This window comes from Roseibium sp. RP-7 (assembly GCF_053005225.1).
Genome location: NZ_JBRKQA010000001.1, coordinates 2,561,444 through 2,577,918, shown reverse-complemented (window position 1 = coordinate 2,577,918; position 16,475 = coordinate 2,561,444). Strand labels below are relative to the sequence as shown.

15 protein-coding genes are annotated in these 16,475 nt (G+C 57.1%); 12 read left to right on the top strand and 3 right to left on the bottom strand.

Going from position 1 to position 16,475, the window contains the following annotated elements; translation table 11 throughout:
• The first annotated feature begins 2 nt into the window (after nucleotides 1-2).
• From ACVDG9_RS11625 to ACVDG9_RS11595, 7 genes are all read left to right on the top strand, one after another.
• Nucleotides 3-914, top strand: coding sequence for an ROK family protein (locus tag ACVDG9_RS11625; protein WP_447238024.1), 912 nt, complete (start codon nucleotides 3-5; stop codon nucleotides 912-914).
• Nucleotides 911-1,657, top strand: coding sequence for a copper homeostasis protein CutC (locus ACVDG9_RS11620; protein WP_447238023.1), 747 nt, complete (start codon nucleotides 911-913; stop codon nucleotides 1,655-1,657). Before ACVDG9_RS11625 ends, ACVDG9_RS11620 begins: the two co-directional genes overlap by 4 nt.
• Complete coding sequence (locus tag ACVDG9_RS11615; protein WP_447238022.1) at nucleotides 1,654-2,823, top strand: Gfo/Idh/MocA family protein; 1,170 nt, start codon at nucleotides 1,654-1,656, stop codon at nucleotides 2,821-2,823. Before ACVDG9_RS11620 ends, ACVDG9_RS11615 begins: the two co-directional genes overlap by 4 nt.
• An 8-nt stretch (nucleotides 2,824-2,831) precedes the next feature.
• Nucleotides 2,832-3,728, top strand: coding sequence for a carbohydrate ABC transporter permease (locus ACVDG9_RS11610; RefSeq protein ID WP_022998785.1), 897 nt, complete (start codon nucleotides 2,832-2,834; stop codon nucleotides 3,726-3,728).
• Nucleotides 3,718-4,560 (top strand): carbohydrate ABC transporter permease, encoded by an 843-nt coding sequence (locus tag ACVDG9_RS11605; RefSeq protein WP_022998786.1) that lies wholly within the window; start codon nucleotides 3,718-3,720, stop codon nucleotides 4,558-4,560. The genes ACVDG9_RS11610 and ACVDG9_RS11605 overlap by 11 nt, the downstream gene beginning before the upstream one ends.
• Nucleotides 4,561-4,595: 35 nt before the next feature.
• Nucleotides 4,596-5,807, top strand: coding sequence for an ABC transporter substrate-binding protein (locus ACVDG9_RS11600; RefSeq protein ID WP_031268566.1), 1,212 nt, complete (start codon nucleotides 4,596-4,598; stop codon nucleotides 5,805-5,807).
• Between the two features lie 72 nt (nucleotides 5,808-5,879).
• Nucleotides 5,880-7,007 (top strand): ABC transporter ATP-binding protein, encoded by a 1,128-nt coding sequence (locus ACVDG9_RS11595; RefSeq protein WP_152510887.1) that lies wholly within the window; start codon nucleotides 5,880-5,882, stop codon nucleotides 7,005-7,007.
• 91 nt (nucleotides 7,008-7,098) lie between these two features.
• Here the strand turns inward: ACVDG9_RS11595 and ACVDG9_RS11590 are convergent, their stop codons facing one another.
• The 3 genes from ACVDG9_RS11590 to ACVDG9_RS11580 are packed head-to-tail and all read right to left on the bottom strand — an operon-like array spanning nucleotide 7,099 to nucleotide 10,211.
• Nucleotides 7,099-8,166, bottom strand: a complete 1,068-nt coding sequence (locus ACVDG9_RS11590; RefSeq protein WP_447238021.1) for a D-TA family PLP-dependent enzyme — start codon at nucleotides 8,164-8,166, stop codon at nucleotides 7,099-7,101.
• A gap of 3 nt (nucleotides 8,167-8,169) precedes the next feature.
• Nucleotides 8,170-9,687 carry a M81 family metallopeptidase gene (locus ACVDG9_RS11585; protein WP_447238020.1) on the bottom strand — a complete coding sequence of 506 codons (1,518 nt, stop codon included), beginning with the start codon at nucleotides 9,685-9,687 and terminating at the stop codon, nucleotides 8,170-8,172.
• Between the two features lie 2 nt (nucleotides 9,688-9,689).
• Nucleotides 9,690-10,211 carry a hypothetical protein gene (locus tag ACVDG9_RS11580; protein WP_447238019.1) on the bottom strand — a complete coding sequence of 174 codons (522 nt, stop codon included), beginning with the start codon at nucleotides 10,209-10,211 and terminating at the stop codon, nucleotides 9,690-9,692.
• An 87-nt stretch (nucleotides 10,212-10,298) separates the two neighbouring features.
• On the opposite strand from ACVDG9_RS11580, the gene ACVDG9_RS11575 reads away from it, so the two are divergent.
• The 5 genes from ACVDG9_RS11575 to ACVDG9_RS11555 are packed head-to-tail and all read left to right on the top strand — an operon-like array spanning nucleotide 10,299 to nucleotide 15,720.
• Nucleotides 10,299-10,685, top strand: a complete 387-nt coding sequence (locus tag ACVDG9_RS11575) for a RidA family protein (protein WP_022998792.1) — start codon at nucleotides 10,299-10,301, stop codon at nucleotides 10,683-10,685.
• 4 nt (nucleotides 10,686-10,689) lie between these two features.
• Nucleotides 10,690-11,556, top strand: a complete 867-nt coding sequence (locus tag ACVDG9_RS11570; RefSeq protein ID WP_055654096.1) for a MurR/RpiR family transcriptional regulator — start codon at nucleotides 10,690-10,692, stop codon at nucleotides 11,554-11,556.
• Nucleotides 11,549-12,349 (top strand): SDR family oxidoreductase, encoded by an 801-nt coding sequence (locus tag ACVDG9_RS11565; protein WP_447238018.1) that lies wholly within the window; start codon nucleotides 11,549-11,551, stop codon nucleotides 12,347-12,349. The genes ACVDG9_RS11570 and ACVDG9_RS11565 overlap by 8 nt, the downstream gene beginning before the upstream one ends.
• 3 nt (nucleotides 12,350-12,352) lie before the next feature.
• Complete coding sequence (locus ACVDG9_RS11560) at nucleotides 12,353-14,263, top strand: beta-N-acetylhexosaminidase (protein WP_447238017.1); 1,911 nt, start codon at nucleotides 12,353-12,355, stop codon at nucleotides 14,261-14,263.
• A 20-nt stretch (nucleotides 14,264-14,283) separates the two neighbouring features.
• Nucleotides 14,284-15,720 (top strand): M81 family metallopeptidase, encoded by a 1,437-nt coding sequence (locus tag ACVDG9_RS11555; RefSeq protein WP_447238016.1) that lies wholly within the window; start codon nucleotides 14,284-14,286, stop codon nucleotides 15,718-15,720.
• Nucleotides 15,721-16,475: the final 755 nt, after the last annotated feature.

The following is a 16,475-nucleotide window of genomic DNA, read 5'->3' as shown; positions in this document are numbered from 1 at the left end:
CGATGACCACCTGTTTTGATATTGGCGGCTCCTTCATCCGACATGGAGAGCTCCAAGCGGATGGAACCGTTGCGGAAAAAGGCCGGGTAGCGACACCCGGATCTGACTGGCAGGCGTTTGTAGACGCGATTGCCGACTGCTCCAGGCCGGATGGATCTCCTATCTCGATTTCGCTTGCAGGCGCCTTTGATACCCGCAGCGGCATCGCGGATGTGGCCAACATCCCCTGCCTGCATAAACGACCCGTGCAATCGGATCTGGAAACCGCCCTCAAACGTCCTGTCGCCATTACAAATGACGCCAATGCTTTTGCGCTTGCCGAAGCCGTCGATGGCACCGGACTGGGCAAGCCGGTCGTTTTCGGTATTATTCTCGGGTCTGGTGTCGGTGGCGGGCTTGTCGTCAATGGCACGCTTGTTACCGGTTATGGCGGCATCGCGGGTGAATGGGGTCACGGCCCCATCATGGACCCGACAGCTGGCGGCCAGTTGAAAGGTATTGAGCACTATCCCTGCGGCTGCGGCCAGACAGGATGCATCGACGCGGTCTGCTCGGCCCGTGGCATGGAGAAGATCCACCGGTCACTGCATGGGCTGGATCTGGCAAGCAAGGATATTACTGCCGCCTGGCATGCCGGTGATGCAGCAGCCACACAAACGCTCGACGCCTTCACCACTCTGCTTTCGCGTGCGCTTTCCGCTTTCGTCAACACACTTGGTCCGGATGTCATACCGGTGAGTGGTGGCCTTTCGAACGATCTTGTTCTTCTCGACGTGATCGATCGAAAGACACGTGACCTTGTTCTTGCCGACTATAGCGAGCCACTCGTCATCAAAGGCGAATTTGCCGCCAATGGCGGCCTGCATGGTGCCGGCATCGTGGCCCGTACGCTCATCAAGGAGGCGGCCCGGTGACCAGGATCCCCCTCGAGGTATGTGTAGACACCCTCGAAGGCGCCTGGACGGCAGCCGAAAACGGCGCTGACCGAATTGAATTATGCGCGGCTCTGTCCGAAGGCGGCCTGACCCCTTCCCAGGGGTTCATGGTGGCCGCGGCCAGACTACCGGTTCCCGTCTACGCGATGATCCGCCCCCGATCCGGTAATTTTGAGTACTCGGACCTGGAAAAGGCCTTGATGCTGCGCGACATCCACGCGGCTGAAAAAGCAGGTCTTGCGGGAATCGTGATCGGGGCGGTCGACAGCCAGCACAATCTCGATCGAGACTTTCTGGCCGCATCCCTGAACGGCACCAGACTGCCGGCAACTTTGCACCGGGCCATCGACACCGCACGCGACTACGAAAAAGCGATTGAAGACGCGATCACGCTCGGTTTCGAACGCGTGCTGACCTCTGGACAGGCCAGCAAAGCAGAACACGGCCTTTCACTGCTTCAGCAGGCGGTCAATGTCGCTGCAGGGCGGATTTCCATTATGGCAGGATCGGGTGTCACCGCCGCCAATGCTTCCCAAATTCTCAAACGATCCGGCGTGCAGGAACTGCATGCGTCCTGTTCTTCCGTGAAGCCCTTGCCGGAGCCGCAGGACCTGGAAACGCGCCTCGGCTTCGTTTCCGAGGCAGGCATCAAGGACACCGATGGAAACGTCGTCCAGGCACTTCGCCGTGCCATGGACCAATTTACGGAGGCCGCAGCATGAAGACCGGCTATGTCGGACTGGGCGCGAGAATTGCCAATGTCAGCAACTGCCTGCAGGAGGTTTCAGGAGATCTTGATCCCTGCGCTTACGTTGACCCGACACCCGCCGGCCTCAAGCATGTCGAGGCCAATTGCGGCCACAGCCTGACCGCCTACACCGATCTCGACAGGATGATCCGAAGGGAAAAGCTAGACCTCCTGATGATCGGGTCCCCCAATTTCATGCACCTCGATCATCTGCGAACCGCGCTCAAATCTGATGTTCGCTACATCTTCTGTGAAAAGCCGGTTGTCGTCAGCGAAGAGGAAACCTTCGAACTCCTGTCCCTGATGAAGGAACATGGTGGATCGAAACGTGTCCTTGTCGGACTGGTGCTGCGATATTCGCCGCTCTACACCGAACTTCAGAAAAGCCTCAAGTCCGGCCAGATCGGCAAAGTGGTCTCGATTGAGGCGTCCGAGCATATCGGTCCCTACCACGGGTCCTTCTTCATGCGCGACTGGCGCCGCTATGACCGGAATTCCGGCGGATTCATGCTGGAAAAGTGCTGCCACGATCTGGATCTCTACCAGGGTGTCACAGGTTGTCGGCCACGTTTCGTTTCCAGCTTCGGCGGACGGAAGAGCTTTGTTCCGGAGAACCGGCCGGATCAGGACCATACCTTTCCGACACCGAAAATCGAAGGCAGGGTCGATCCATTCACACCGCGATGGGGTGGCGGCAATGCCGACTTCGACAGTGATGGCGACATCATCGACTACCAGACAGCGCTGATCGAATACGAGGACGGCGCGAACCTCTGCTTTCACACCAACATGTATGTACCGGACGAATTCCGGCGCTTTGCCGTTATGGGGACCAAGGGCATGGCGGAAGGAGACTTCATTCGGAATTACTACCGGGTGCATGACGCCCTGACATCCGCCTGCCTGATCGACAAGCCGCAGGTCGTTGATGCCAGCCGGCACGGCCACTATGGCGCCGATGAAGCCATGGCGCGTGACCTCGACCATTACTTCCGCAACGGCGGACATCTGCCGGTCAGTGTTCTGGATGCGCTTGAGGCCGGTCTGACGGCGATCAAGCTGGACGAAGCGCGCCGGACGCGCAGCGTCATCGACCTTGCCGAAACCTGGCAGCAATTCGACAGCTACGGCGTGGCATAGGGGGCACCATGGCGCACTCGCGAAAGAAGACCGACTATTTTCCTTATCTGCTTCTGGTGCCGGCGTCCCTCGTCATGCTGGCTATCGTCGCCTATCCGCTTTTTGAAACATTCCGGCTTTCCTTCACCAACACGAGCATGAGCCCGAACTACGAATACGTAGGGTTGGAAAACTACGAGAAGCTCATGTCGCGCCGCTTTCCGGAAGTGATTGCGCGGACCTTCTACTGGATGGCTCTCTCTGTAGCGCTGAAAATGCTGATCGGAACCCTGGGAGCCGTGCTTCTCAACGCGATGGTGCCGGGTCGCACCCTGTTTCGCGTGCTGGTCATGCCGCCGTGGGTGATCCCGATTGCCATTGGCGTCTTCATCTGGGGATGGATGTACAACGGTCAGTTCGGAATGATTTCCGGAATGGCCCAACGACTTGGCATTCTGAGCGGGCCGTTCGAATTCCTCGCCTACAAGAATTCCGCCTTCATGTCGACTATCGTGACGGATGTGTGGATCGGTGTTCCAATGGTGACGCTTTATCTGCTGGCCGCCATGCAGTCCATTTCGAAGGACCTTTATGAAGCAGCCTGGGTGGACGGGGCCTCTCGGCTCTACAGGTTCCGCCGCATTACCTTGCCACTGATCATTCCCTCGATCGCGACGATGGCGCTTCTGTCGGCCATCGCGACCTTCAACTCCTTCGACATCATCTGGATCCTGACCGAAGGCGGTCCGCGCGGCGCAACCACCACGATGATCATCGACACCTACAAGACCGCGATCAGCCGCTTCAAATACGGCGAAGGCGCCGCCAGAACGGTGATGATCGTGGTGTTCCTGGGCTCGTTCATGCTGGTCTATTTCATGCTGCTGTCGCGCCTTGCCAAAAGGAGCCCGCACAATGCTGCATAAGTATCGCTGGTACGAATATGTGCTGATCTATCTCGGTCTCGCGGTGTTCCTGACCTTCGTCCTGGCTCCCTTCGTCGAAGCCTTCGTGGTGTCGCTGAGGCCGCTCAGCAGCCTGTTCTCGATCCCCTACAAGTTCATCACCGACAAGATGAGCTTCGATGCCTACATCACCATGTGGCAGAACGTGCCGCTGTTGTGGGTCTACATGCTCAACTCGTTCTTCATCGCCACGGTGGTGACGGTCCTCGGCCTGTTCTGCATCATCCCGGCTGCCTATGCCTTCGCCCGGTTCGAGTTTCCAGCGCGAAACTCGCTGCTCGGCATCTTCATAGCGGTGAACATGTTCTCCGGTGCGGTGCTGATCATTCCGCTGTTCAAGCTGATGCAGCAATACGGGCTGCTGAACACCTATTTCGCGATGATTGCGCCAGGAACGGCCTTCGTCATTCCGACCGGTATCTGGCTTCTGCGCTCCTATCTGATCCGGATCCCCAAGGAGCTTGAGGAAGCGGCCTGGGTGGATGGCGCCGGCAAGATCTACACGCTCTGGCGCGTGATCATTCCCGTGGCGTTGCCGGGCATCGTGGTGGTCACGATCACCGCTTTCATCACCGCTTACGCGCAGCAATTCATCTATGCGCTGACCTTCAACTCCGTGAACGAACTGAACCCGCTTCCCGTGGGGCTGTTCCAGTTCTTCGGACGCCAGACCGTGGTCTGGAACGAACTCATGGCCGCCAGCCTCGTGGGCATCCTCCCTGTGCTGTTCGTCTATGTGTTCCTGCAACGTTTCATCGTCGCCGGTCTCACGGCAGGCGCCGTCAAAGAATAACAAAAAGAAGAAACCAACCAGAAAAGGGAAAACAGATGACACTTAAATCAGTGCTATTGGGAGGGGTCTTCGCGCTCTCTCTCGTCGGAGCCTCCCAGGCAGAAGACAAGGTCATTCACATGATCAACTGCGGCGACAACACCGGCGCCGGAATTCCATTGCAGGATGAGTTGATCAAGGGTTGGGAAGGCGAAAATCCGGGCTACAAGGTCCAGCTCGAGTTCGTTCCCTGGGGCCAGTGCCAGGAAAAATCCACGACGCTCGCGTCCGCCGGGAACCCGCCGGCTGTTGCCTACATGGGCTCGCGCACGCTGAAGCAGCTCGCGGCCAATGACCTGATCATTCCGGTCAACATGACAGAAGAAGAAAAGGCCACCTACGCGGCACCGATCCTGGCAACGATCACTGCCAACGGTCAGCAGTGGGGTCTGCCGCGCGCCTTCTCCACCAAGGCTCTCTACTGGAACAAGGATCTCTACGAGGCTGCAGGCCTGGATCCGGATACGCCGCCGAAGACCTGGGACGAAATGTACGATTTCGCCAAGGCTATCAAGGACAAGACCGACTCTGACGGTTTCGGCCTCGCGGCCGCATCCTTCGACAACACCATGCACCAGTTCATGAACTACGTTTATACGAACGGTGGTCAGGTCATCAACGAAGACGGCGAAATCGTCTTCAATTCCCCGAACAACGTTGAAGCCCTCGCCTTCTACGGCAAGATGGCCGAAGTCTCGCAGCCGGGCCCGATCGCCTATGACCGCGCGAAGCTGCGTCCGCTGTTCTCCGAAGGCAAAATCGGCATGTTCATCTCCGGTCCGTGGGAGCGCACCCGCGTGACCGACGTGAACTGGGGTGTCGCACCGATCCCGGTAGGTCCGTCCGGCACTCCGGGCACTTTGCTGATCACCGACTCCCTGGCCGTTTTCAAGGGGTCCGGCGTTGAAGAACAGGCGCTTTCGCTCGCAAAGCTTCTGACCAACCCGGAAAACCAGATGGCCTTCGAATTGGCTGAAGGGTTCACGCCGCTGCGCGATCTGCCGGAAGTGCGTGCGCTGGTTGAGAAGGACCCGACCTGGTCTGCTTTCCTCGATGCGATCCCGACCGGTGGTCCGGAGCCGTTCGTCACCGATTACGTCGGCCTTCAGGATTCGATCAACGAAGCCGTTCAGGGTGTTGTCCTTGGTGAAGTCGATCCGGCTGAAGCCGTCGAAATCGCCGCGGAACAGCTTGAGGAATTCAAGTAACACCTTGAGCACTGTCCGGGCCCCCTCTCCCACTTTCGGGGGCCCGGTCACCTCTTCAAAAAAGGAATGACCATGGGCGAGTTGCAGCTGCGCGACGTACGCAAAAGCTATGGCCATATGGAAGTCATCAAGGGTGTCAATCTTGATGTGGACCATGGCGAATTCATTGTTTTTGTCGGTCCGTCCGGATGCGGAAAATCGACCTTGCTGCGCATGATTGCAGGGTTGGAGGAAATCACGGGCGGCGATATCACGATCGAGAACAAGGTCGTCAACGATCTGCCGCCGGTCAAACGCGGCATCGCCATGGTATTTCAGTCGTATGCGCTCTATCCGCATATGTCTGTCTACGAGAACATCGCCTTCCCCTTGCGCGTCGAACGCCTTTCCAAGGACAAGGTTGAGGAGAAGGTTCAAGCCGCTGCCGGCATTCTTCAACTGAAGGAAAGACTGCAGCACAAACCGGGCGAGCTCTCCGGCGGGCAACGCCAGCGCGTCGCCATCGGCAGGGCCATCGTGCGCGAGCCTTCCGTTTTCCTGTTCGACGAACCCCTGTCCAATCTGGATGCGGCACTAAGAGCGGAAATGCGTGTTGAACTTGCCAAGCTGCACACGGAACTTGACGCGACCATGATCTACGTCACCCACGACCAGGTTGAAGCCATGACCATGGCGGACCGGATCGTGGTGCTGGATCACGGTATCATCTCCCAGGTCGGTTCACCGCTGGAGCTTTATCACAAACCGCAGAACACCTTCGTTGCCGGCTTTATCGGCAACCCCAAAATGAACTTCATCGAGGTGTCCGGAAAAAGTTCCGGTCCTGAAGGCGTTGTCGTCACCTTGCCATCAGGCAAGGACCTGACAGTCAAGGTAGATGCCGCGGAAGAAGTTGCAGGAAAGAGCCTTACCCTTGGCATTCGCCCGGAACATCTGACACTAGGCGCTGCCGATGCCTCCATAGAGATTGTTCCGACCGTCGTTGAACATCTCGGCATTCACACCGTCACCTACAGCACGGTTGCCGGTGCCAAGTCCACTTTTTGCAGTGTCTTGCCCGGATCCGCCCCGGCGAAGGTTGGTGTGCCTGTTTCCATGGGACTGAAGGGTGTGGATTGCCACCTGTTCGACGGTAACGGAAACGCTTTTGACCGCCAGCTTTCGCTAGAAGAACTGGATGCTGCGGACATGCATATCTGACACTTGCCATCAGATACCCCAAATGAGAACGGCCGCCCCGAAAGGCGGCCGTTTGAAATTTCGGGAAACGGCGGGCAAGCCGTCTGGAGGACTAGACGACTTGCCCACGGGCGGCGACCGTCTCGATGCGGGTCACCACGCCGTCTCTGTGAAACACCAGGCGGTCGAAAAGGTTTGAAACGACGCACGTATGGTTGGGAATGATCCGGACCCGTTCGCCGATCTGCGGTTTTTTGCCGGACTTCGTCAGGTCGACGACGGCATGCTCCTCGCTGAGCGCGGCAATGGACGCCTCCGGATAGTCGATCAACAGACCGTGGTCGGAAAAACCCAATAAATCGGACGTCAACGCTTTCGATCCCGCATCCAGAACCGCCCGGTTTTCGGTCGGCCGGGAGACGACTGTGGCCAGCACATGCATGGCGCAATCGTCAAAATCGCACATACCGGCGCGCACCATCGAGCGGTCGTTGAAGATATAGGTTCCGGCCCGGTGCTCCGTCGCACTAGGCACAAGATCACTGTCGAACAGGCTCGGAGAACCTCCATGCGAGACGACGGGGCACTCAAGACCTGCCTGTTTCAGAAGTGACAGTGTTTCAGAAAAATAAGCTTCAACCGCCTTTTCGGAGGATGCCTTCGGATAGGTCAGCAGACCATGGAATACCAGCCCGGGCGATGCATCGATGCGCTTGGCCAGCGCGACCGCAGCATCCGTATTTTGCACGCCGTTGCGTCCGGCCCCTGTATCGCATTCGACCAGAACCTTCAGCGGCTGATCCCCGGAAAACGCACTCGCCAGACCGTCGACGACAACTTCATTGTCGGCAACAACCTGCAGATCCACCTTGGTATTCAACAACTTCAACCTGTCGAGCCGCGATTTGCCGAGCATATTGAAGGTGATCAGGATATCGGTGAAGCCTGCGTCGGCGAACACTTCCGCTTCGCTTATTTTCTGGCAGTTGATACCGCGTGCGCCATAGGCCAGCTGTAAAGCGGCCAGCGCCGGGATCTTGTGTGTCTTGATATGAGGCCGGAAGTTCCGGCCAATACGGTCGAAATACTCCTGTGCAACCTTGATGTTCGTCTCCATGACCGTTTCATCGATCACGGCGACAGGGGTCAGAAGATCCTGCACTGACAGCCCGACACTCATCGCTTAGCCTCCCTTGCGGCCGGCAGTACCGGCACTGGTATCGGTTTCATGCCCACTCGCGTTGACTGCCTCGTTGATCGGCCAGATATCCCTCGGCGCTTTCTTATAGGGGGTTACCCTCGGGTCGTTGGGATAGGGACGTCCGGCGGCGCAATAGAGGATCAACGGACTGATGCGAGCAAACGATTGATGAAAATGGTTCGTCGACTTGACCACCAGGATCTTCCTTTTGGACGGATCGATACCGAAGTTGGAAAACAGGCTCGTGTCGAAGCATTGGGCGCGGGTCGAATTCAGGATCACTTCGATTCCGCCAATCCGGATCAGACTTGCGTCACCGATGGGAACGATGCTCTGGCCAAAAAACTGCTCTGCATTCCGGATGTTGCGGAGAATTTCAACTTCGGCGTCGATCGGCTTACCGGTTTCCGGTGCTGATTTCGCTCCGAACCGCAGCATCATCCGAGCCCCCTCGCCCGCTGCGTGACAGAGCTGGACTGCTACCGGGTCCCAGATTGAGCCGAAGGCAATGTTCTCGAGCTTGCCGGCAATGGCTTCTGCCAGCAGGACGGTCGCATCCCCGGCCGTTCCCCCACCGGGATTGTCCCACATGTCCGCGATCGTGACCGGACCACCTTCACAGGACAATGCCTTTGCGTAGGCTTCGGCCGGAGTAAGTTCAGCACTTCGCACCTTGCCGCGCAGCTTGAACAGGGCCTCTCCAAGGTCACGGGCAACTTCGGACCCAAGTGCCGGATCGTTATTTGTCACTGCCAGCAACTTGGTCCCCATTTCGGGGACGTCGCCCGCCATGAAGCCATGGATAACAGAGAGAGACAAAAGGCCCGGCGTTTCCTGCTCCCGGCGGATCATCTCATCGACAAACCGGCGCATAGGCTCGGATGTTGTCGGGAAGACGTCAATCATCTTGGGATCGTAAACGCTCATTACAGGTTTGACTTCGCCTGCAACCGCTTGCCCAGCAATACGCCATGCATCCTCGGCCCGATCGACGAAATCGATGTGGGGAAATTCCTTGAAGGCGATGAGCGCGTCAGCCGCGGCAACACGCTTTGCAGTCAGATGACTGTGCGGGTCGAACGTTGCAATAACAGGGACATCCGGGCCGACCACGGATCGAATTCGGCTCAGTAGATCCCCTTCCGGATCATCATACCCGTCAGCCACCATCGCACCATGCAGGCCAATGACGACAACGTCGAAAGGTCCACCTGCCACGATCTGATCCAGAATTTCGTCACGCAAGCCCTCAAAGGTCTGCCGCGAAACCAGTCCGGCCGGATCTGCCCACGCCGCGGTACCTTCAACCAGTTCCCAGTCGTTTTCACAAGCAAACCGGCGCCCTACGGTGACGACGGCAGAACACAGGGTCGGAGTTTCCGGATGCTCCCCCGGCCTTGCCAGCAGCGACGCCCTGAATGCGTTGATATCAATCCGGATCGGTGAAAACGTGTTGGTTTCTGTTGCCAGAGCTGCCGTAAAAGCGCGGGGCTTCGTCATGATCAGGACGCGGCTCCGAGAGGATTGGGCAAATATCCGGCAAAGCCGCAGATCTTCCAGCGTCCCTCCTTTCGGACACATAAATAGAGCGTCTGCCACAACAAGCGATCCTCGCCGCCATCTGCTTTCCGGATGCGGCCGTCGAATTTCTTGTGCGCGATCGCCCGGTTTCCGTTGATGTCGATCTCGGTCAGGCGGGTAGCGTCGAAAATGGCGGCACGCGCGTCTTCGGTAAATTCCGTCGCTCTGAAAATTTCCGCCTGGCTCAACCAGCGCTCCTTGTAGGAGCCGAGATCCGGAAACCCGAGTTTCCAGTCGTCGGGATTAGGTACCTTTCCGCCGTCTACACCAAAAAAGGCTGGTTCGTCGAAATCATCGGCCACCTGCTCCCAGTCCGCTGCGACGAAGGCATTGATGTCCCGCATGACAAGCATGTCCCAGATCTCGGAGCGATCTTCGTCTTTTCCTGCAAATGGATTTGTCTGGCTGTCTGAAAGGGCCTGCATATCGGAAACCATTTTCATTTTGACGGTTGATTTTTGAAAAATATAAAGGTGAAATAAAACCAATGTCAAACCACTATGTAAATCATTTTCATTTTGGAGCCCAATATGTCTATCAAGCGCTATGGTGCTGAAAAATCAGGTGCCGGCGGCCAGAATCTGCCCTTCGCTCGAGCCGTTGAAGCTGACGGCTGGCTTTATGTCTCCGGCCAGGTACCGATGAAGGATGGTGAGATTGTCGGCACGGGGATTGTCGAACAGACTCACCTGACCATCAAGAATGTTATCGCGATCCTGGAAGAGGCCGGGTACGGCCTTGAACATGTTGTCCGCGTCGGTGTCTGGCTCGATGATCCGCGCGATTTCTGGTCGTTTAACGGAGTCTATAAAAGCTATTTCGGTGAACACCCACCGGCACGCGCCTGTGTCCAGTCAACCATGATGGTGGACTGCAAGGTCGAGATTGATTGCGTCGCGTACAAGAAGCCGGCCTGACCCCATGCGGGATATCCTGTCCGTTCTGCAACAGATCGAGCCGGAGCTGTCCAAGTCGGAACGGATCCTGGCTGCATTGTTGCGCAACGATGCCGAGTTCATCGTCAATGCCGGCATTACGGATGTTGCCGAACGGGCAGGTGTTTCGCCGCCGACCGTTACCCGTTTTTGCCGTCGGCTTGGCTGCGAGAGTTACACCGCCTTCAAGGTGCAGGTTGCCCAGGTCACCTTTGCCGGAACCAGATATCTGACCGCCAATGCGGCTTCTGACGCGCCGCGCGATATTGCCGACAGTCTTCTGGCCCAGTTTCAGGATGCAGCCACCAGTACGCGCAAAGCGTTGGACATGGAGTCGGTGCTGGCAGCTGCAGATGCGATCTCGACCGCCAATCTGCTGGCAGCGTTCGGTGCGGGCGGGACATCCTCGATGATTTCGGACGAAATGCAGAACCGGTTTTTCCGCCTGGGTCTGCGTACGGTCAGCGTGACGGATCATGCCATGCAGCTGATGCAGGCAGCCACCATGAGGACCGGTGACGTCATCATTGCGTCGTCTGTCTCTGGCCGGAACCTGCAAATGGCACGTGCGCTGGAGGCAGCGAAGACCTACGGGGCAATCGTAATCGCCCTCACCCGCCCGGGTCGGCCCGTCGCCGATCTGGCCGATATCACGATTGCCATCGACCTGCCCGAAGGTGACAACATCCTGCGGCCAAGTACCAGCCGCTATGCCTTCCTGTTTGTGACAGATCTCTTGGCAACGCTTGTCGCCATGCGGCGGGGCGACGAGGCTCGAGAAAACCTCAGACGCGTCAAATACCAGCTCAGCAACACGCGCGATCCGGATGACAAGGAAGCCCTCGGTGACTGATCAAACTCCGAAACCCGTTGCGGTGGTAACGGGCGCAGCCGGCGACATCGGCATGGCCATTGCTGCGAAGCTGTCAGCAACCCACATCATCGCCGCCGTGGACATAGACATGATTGCCCTCGAAGGCGCGGTGGAAAGTCTTGAAAACCACGGTGCCGATATTGCTGCGATCCAATGCGACCTGACCAAGGCTGATGACCTAGCCCGGCTTGCCAAGGAGGCTGCCAGACTGGGGCAGGTCAATACAATCATCAACAACGCGGGCGCCGCTGCGGCACTTACGTTGCATCAGATGACTGCCGAAACGCTGTCCAGGGATCTCGCCCTCAATCTGGAAGCCGCGCTCAACTGCTTCAAGGCCTTTGAACAGCCCTTGATTTCAAGCGGTGCCGGCAACGTGGTCAATATTGCCTCTGTCAACGGACTGTCTGTCTTCGGTCACCCAGCCTACAGCGCTGCAAAGGCCGGCCTGATCCATGCAACAAGGTCCATCGCAGTCGAATACGGGAAGTATGGCCTCAGATCGAATGCCATCGCGCCTGGCACTGTTAAGACTCAGGCCTGGAAAATACGGCAGGCTGCCAATCCGGACGTCTTTGACGAGGCCCTTTCCTGGTATCCGTTCAAATCCCTGCCTGAACCGAATGACATTGCCTCGGCCGTTTCATTCCTGATCAGTCCGGCGGCGCGTTGCATCACGGGTGTTTGCCTGCCTGTCGACAGTGGGCTCACTGCCGGGTCACCTGCCCTTGCCCGAACCTTCACTCAATCTCCCGATTTCGACGGATTTTAAGTCATGACCAAGTTTGTGCTCGACTGTTTCTACCGCCCTGCGGAGGATCTTGCTGCGTCTCGTCAGGAGTTTGCACTGACCAATACAAGCTCCAGGCCCCTGAAGGATTTCACGCTGGCCTACACGGCGGTCAACCGGGCCACGGCAAATGCCAAGCTTGAAAACGCAGCGAGTTTCAGCCGAATTGCGAATTTTCACGAAATCACGCCAAACACTGGCGAAACGATCGAACCAGGCGAAACCTGGACCTTTGCCATCACCGGCCTGGCGAACGTGGCAAGACACCGGCTTGATGGTCCGAAGTCCGCCTATGTCAGCACCGGTGGCAGCGTCATCGAGGTGCTGTGCAATGATCTTGAAGCGCCGGAAGAGCTGGACAGCGGAGAACGTCGCAGCATGCCGGCTGGACACCTTCCTGAACCGTTGCATATCGTTCCCTGGCCCCAGAAAGTGGAAGTAACGGCCTTTGCGGACGACAAGACAAGCTTCCTTGTTGCCCAGGGCTCTGCAGAGGAAAAGTCGGCGGCGGCCAAGATCAACGCGCTCGCAGCAAGGCTCTTTCCAGGAGCGCCACATCCTTTCCGTTTTACTCAATCGCATCATCAAATCGCGATTGAGTTCCAGCAGGACGATAGCCTTGCAGTTGACGGTTACCGGCTCGAATTTGACCAAGCGAAAGCAGTCTTGCGCTACAGCGGCCCCGTCGGCCGTGACTATGGCCTGACGGTACTCGCCCAGATGGCCTACGGCACCTATGAGGCACCCGGTACATTCAAGTATCCTGCACAGGGCGTGATTGAAGACGCGCCAAGGTTTTCCTGGCGTGGAACGCATCTGGATGTGTCACGACATTTCCGTGGCCCCAAAGACATCATGCGCCTGCTCGACATTCTCGCCTGGGGTCGGATGAACGTCTTCCAATGGCATCTGACAGACGATGAAGGCTGGCGACTTGAAATCAAGGCCTATCCCGAACTGACCGTGGGCGGCGCGCGGCGTGGCCCTGGGTGCCAGCAGGTGCCCCAGCTTGGCTTTGCCGCAGAAGTCTACGAAGGGGCCTATTCGCAGGACGAGGTTCGCGAGATTGTTGCCCATGCCACCAGCCTGAACATAGATATCCTGCCGGAAATCGATGTTCCGGGGCATTCAACCGCCGTTTTGAAAACCTACCCGCGCTTCACCGATCAGGCGGAGACCCCGGAGAGCTACCATTCCATTCAGGGCTATCCGAACAACGCACTGAACCCGGCGATGGATGAAACCTACGAGTTTCTGGAAAAGGTCTTTGCGGAAGTTGCCAGCCTGTTTCCGTTCGACTTCATCCATATCGGCGGCGACGAAGTCGACGTCAATTCATGGCTTGCCTCGCCGAAGACCCAACGCCTCATGGAGGAAAAGGGTCTTGCGGATACAATGGAAGTACAAGCCTATTTCATGGGCCGCGTGCGCGACATCCTGAGAAAACTCAACCGGAAACTTGCCGGCTGGGACGAAGTCTCACACGGTGGCGGCATCGACCCGGATGGCGTGCTTCTGATGGCCTGGCAAAGACAGGAAGTCACCAAGGACCTGATCGATCAGGGCTACGACGTCATCTGCACCCCGGGACAGCACTATTACATGGATATGGTTCAGGCGTCCGGTTGGCATGAGCCGGGTGCGGGTTGGGCCGGCGTTTCGACACCGGAAGACTGTTATGGCTATGAAGCAGCTGCCGGTCTCAGCACCGGCAGTGAAGAGCGCCTCAAGGGGGTGCAGGCCTGCATCTGGTGCGAGCACATGACCGACAACGTCATCTTCAATCATATGGTTTTTCCGCGGCTGTATGCGGTCGCCGAAGCCGGCTGGACCGATCCCGCCAGCAAGGCCTGGCTGCGATTTGCAGCACAGGCCCCCTTCTTCCCCCAGCTTTGAATGCGTGACGAGGCAGGAAGATGAAAATTGCAGTTGGCGGCATTCATACCGAATGCAGCACCTATTCACCGGTCCAGCAAACCGCATCAGACTTCACGGTCACCCGTGGCAAGGACTTGCTGGTACAGGCAGGCGTCGACGGCGGCAGATTTCCTAACGTCACCTTTTGTCCATTGTTTCACGCCAGATCCATTCCAGGCGGACCGGTGTCTGCGGATTGCTATGCGAGCTTCAAGTCTGCCTTTCTTGCCGAACTTGAAGCCGAGAAGCCATGTGACGGTGTTCTCTTGATTATGCATGGCGCCATGCATGTGATCGGTCTGAGCGATGCGGAAGGGGACTGGATCTCTGCCGTTCGCCAACTTGTCGGGCCGCAAGTGCCAATCGCTGTCAGTTACGATCTGCACGGCAATGTCACGCAAACCATTGTCGATCAGATCGACATCTTCTGTGCTTATCGCACTGCCCCTCATATCGACGTGACCGAAACACATCGACGTGCCGCGGCAAATCTTGTCGACCAATTGGGTGGCGGTCCCAAGAGATACGTGGCCTGGGCTCCCGTGCCGGTTCTCCTGCCCGGGGAACGAACCAGCACGGAAGATGAACCGGCAAAATCTCTTTATGCGACGTTGCCGGTATTCGATCAGAGATCCGGGGTGACCGATGCCAATCTGATGGTGGGGTACGTCTGGGCGGATACGGCAAGAGCCACAGCGGCTGCCGTGGTGACGGGAACAGACCTGGATGCCATTCAACTGGCGGCTTCCGAAATTGCTGCGAAGTACTGGTCCGCAAGGCAAGACTTCGAATTTGGTGTCCCCACGAAGCCGCTCGAGCTGTGCCTGGACGATGCTGCAACAGAAAGCTCGTCTCCCCTCATCCTTGCCGACAGTGGCGACAATCCGACAGGTGGTGGTGTTGGTGACAGATCTGATGTCCTGGCGGCCTGGCTGGAACGAGGCTTGACTGGAGGTGTATTTGCAGGGATCGCTGATCCGGTTTCGGTCGAAAAACTCTGGGCATTGCCAGACGGCTCTTCGTCCCGCCTCACAATTGGCGGTGCCCTGGGCAGCGATTGCAAGGTCGTTAGCACGGAAGCTGTCTTGCTGTCTAAACGAGGCAGAGAACAGGATCATAATCGGGAAGTGTTGACCAGGATCGCAGGTAATTTGGTGATCCTGACGGAACACAGACGCCCCTTCCATCAACTGGAGGATTTTCGGCGCTTTGCCATTGAACCGTCCACTGCAAGGTTCTTGATCTTGAAATCCGGATACCTGTCGCCAGAGCTGGCCCCAATCGCCAATCCCGCCCGTATGGCCCTCACGGATGGTGCGGTTAACCAGGACATAGAAGCGCTCACAAACCAACACCGCCCTGTGCCGAGTTACCCTTTTCAGCGGACCTTCGATTGGAAACCGGTTACAAGTCTATCGCGCAGGGCATCCGCTTGAGTACTGAGCGCTCTTTCGAACGGCATGAGTAACTGCCGAATCCAGCCGACTAAAAAGGATGCATTGCTTACCAAACGCGTCCTGAACGCACGGATGATTGGCATTTTGCTTGCAAATACAAGCACTCGCAAAGTTTTATTTCTATTATTTTCAATACCGAATTTAAGATCGTTCATCCCCCAGCATTTGCATTTCTCAAATCAATCATAGTCTTACATGGGATCTTGAGCTCAGCAGCGCCCCCTCAAACACACTTATTGTTATTTTTACCAAGGTTGAATGTGAATGGTCGGTCAGTATCAATTTATGGGACGATCGAAATCCAGCCTTCAGGACCTGACCCGATCTGCAGATCCAACGGCAAACTAAAACGGCCTGATTGCTGCAAGGATTTGATCTGTCGGGAGATTTGCACGTGCCCCATCAACTGTGCCGATCCCATAAAGCTCCGCCGGACCTCTGCCGGTGGAGCTTTTTAGTTGGAACTTCTGTGAGGTAGTCACCTCTAGCCGCGTTGAGCAAACCGGCAGGTTGCTGACCTCGAGTTCAAGGCAAGTGCACAGGCAATAGCGGAAACCGATCAAAATCATCGAAAAACATCGACAAAATTACCACAGTCAACAAACTTACTCTACGTTCATTGTTAGTTATGACGATGGCTTTGCGTTCACGAACTGGTGATTGGCCTTGAACTTCGCAGTTCAACCCACATTTATTACCGAAATATAACTGAAAAAGCCCGGATTTGTGATCTT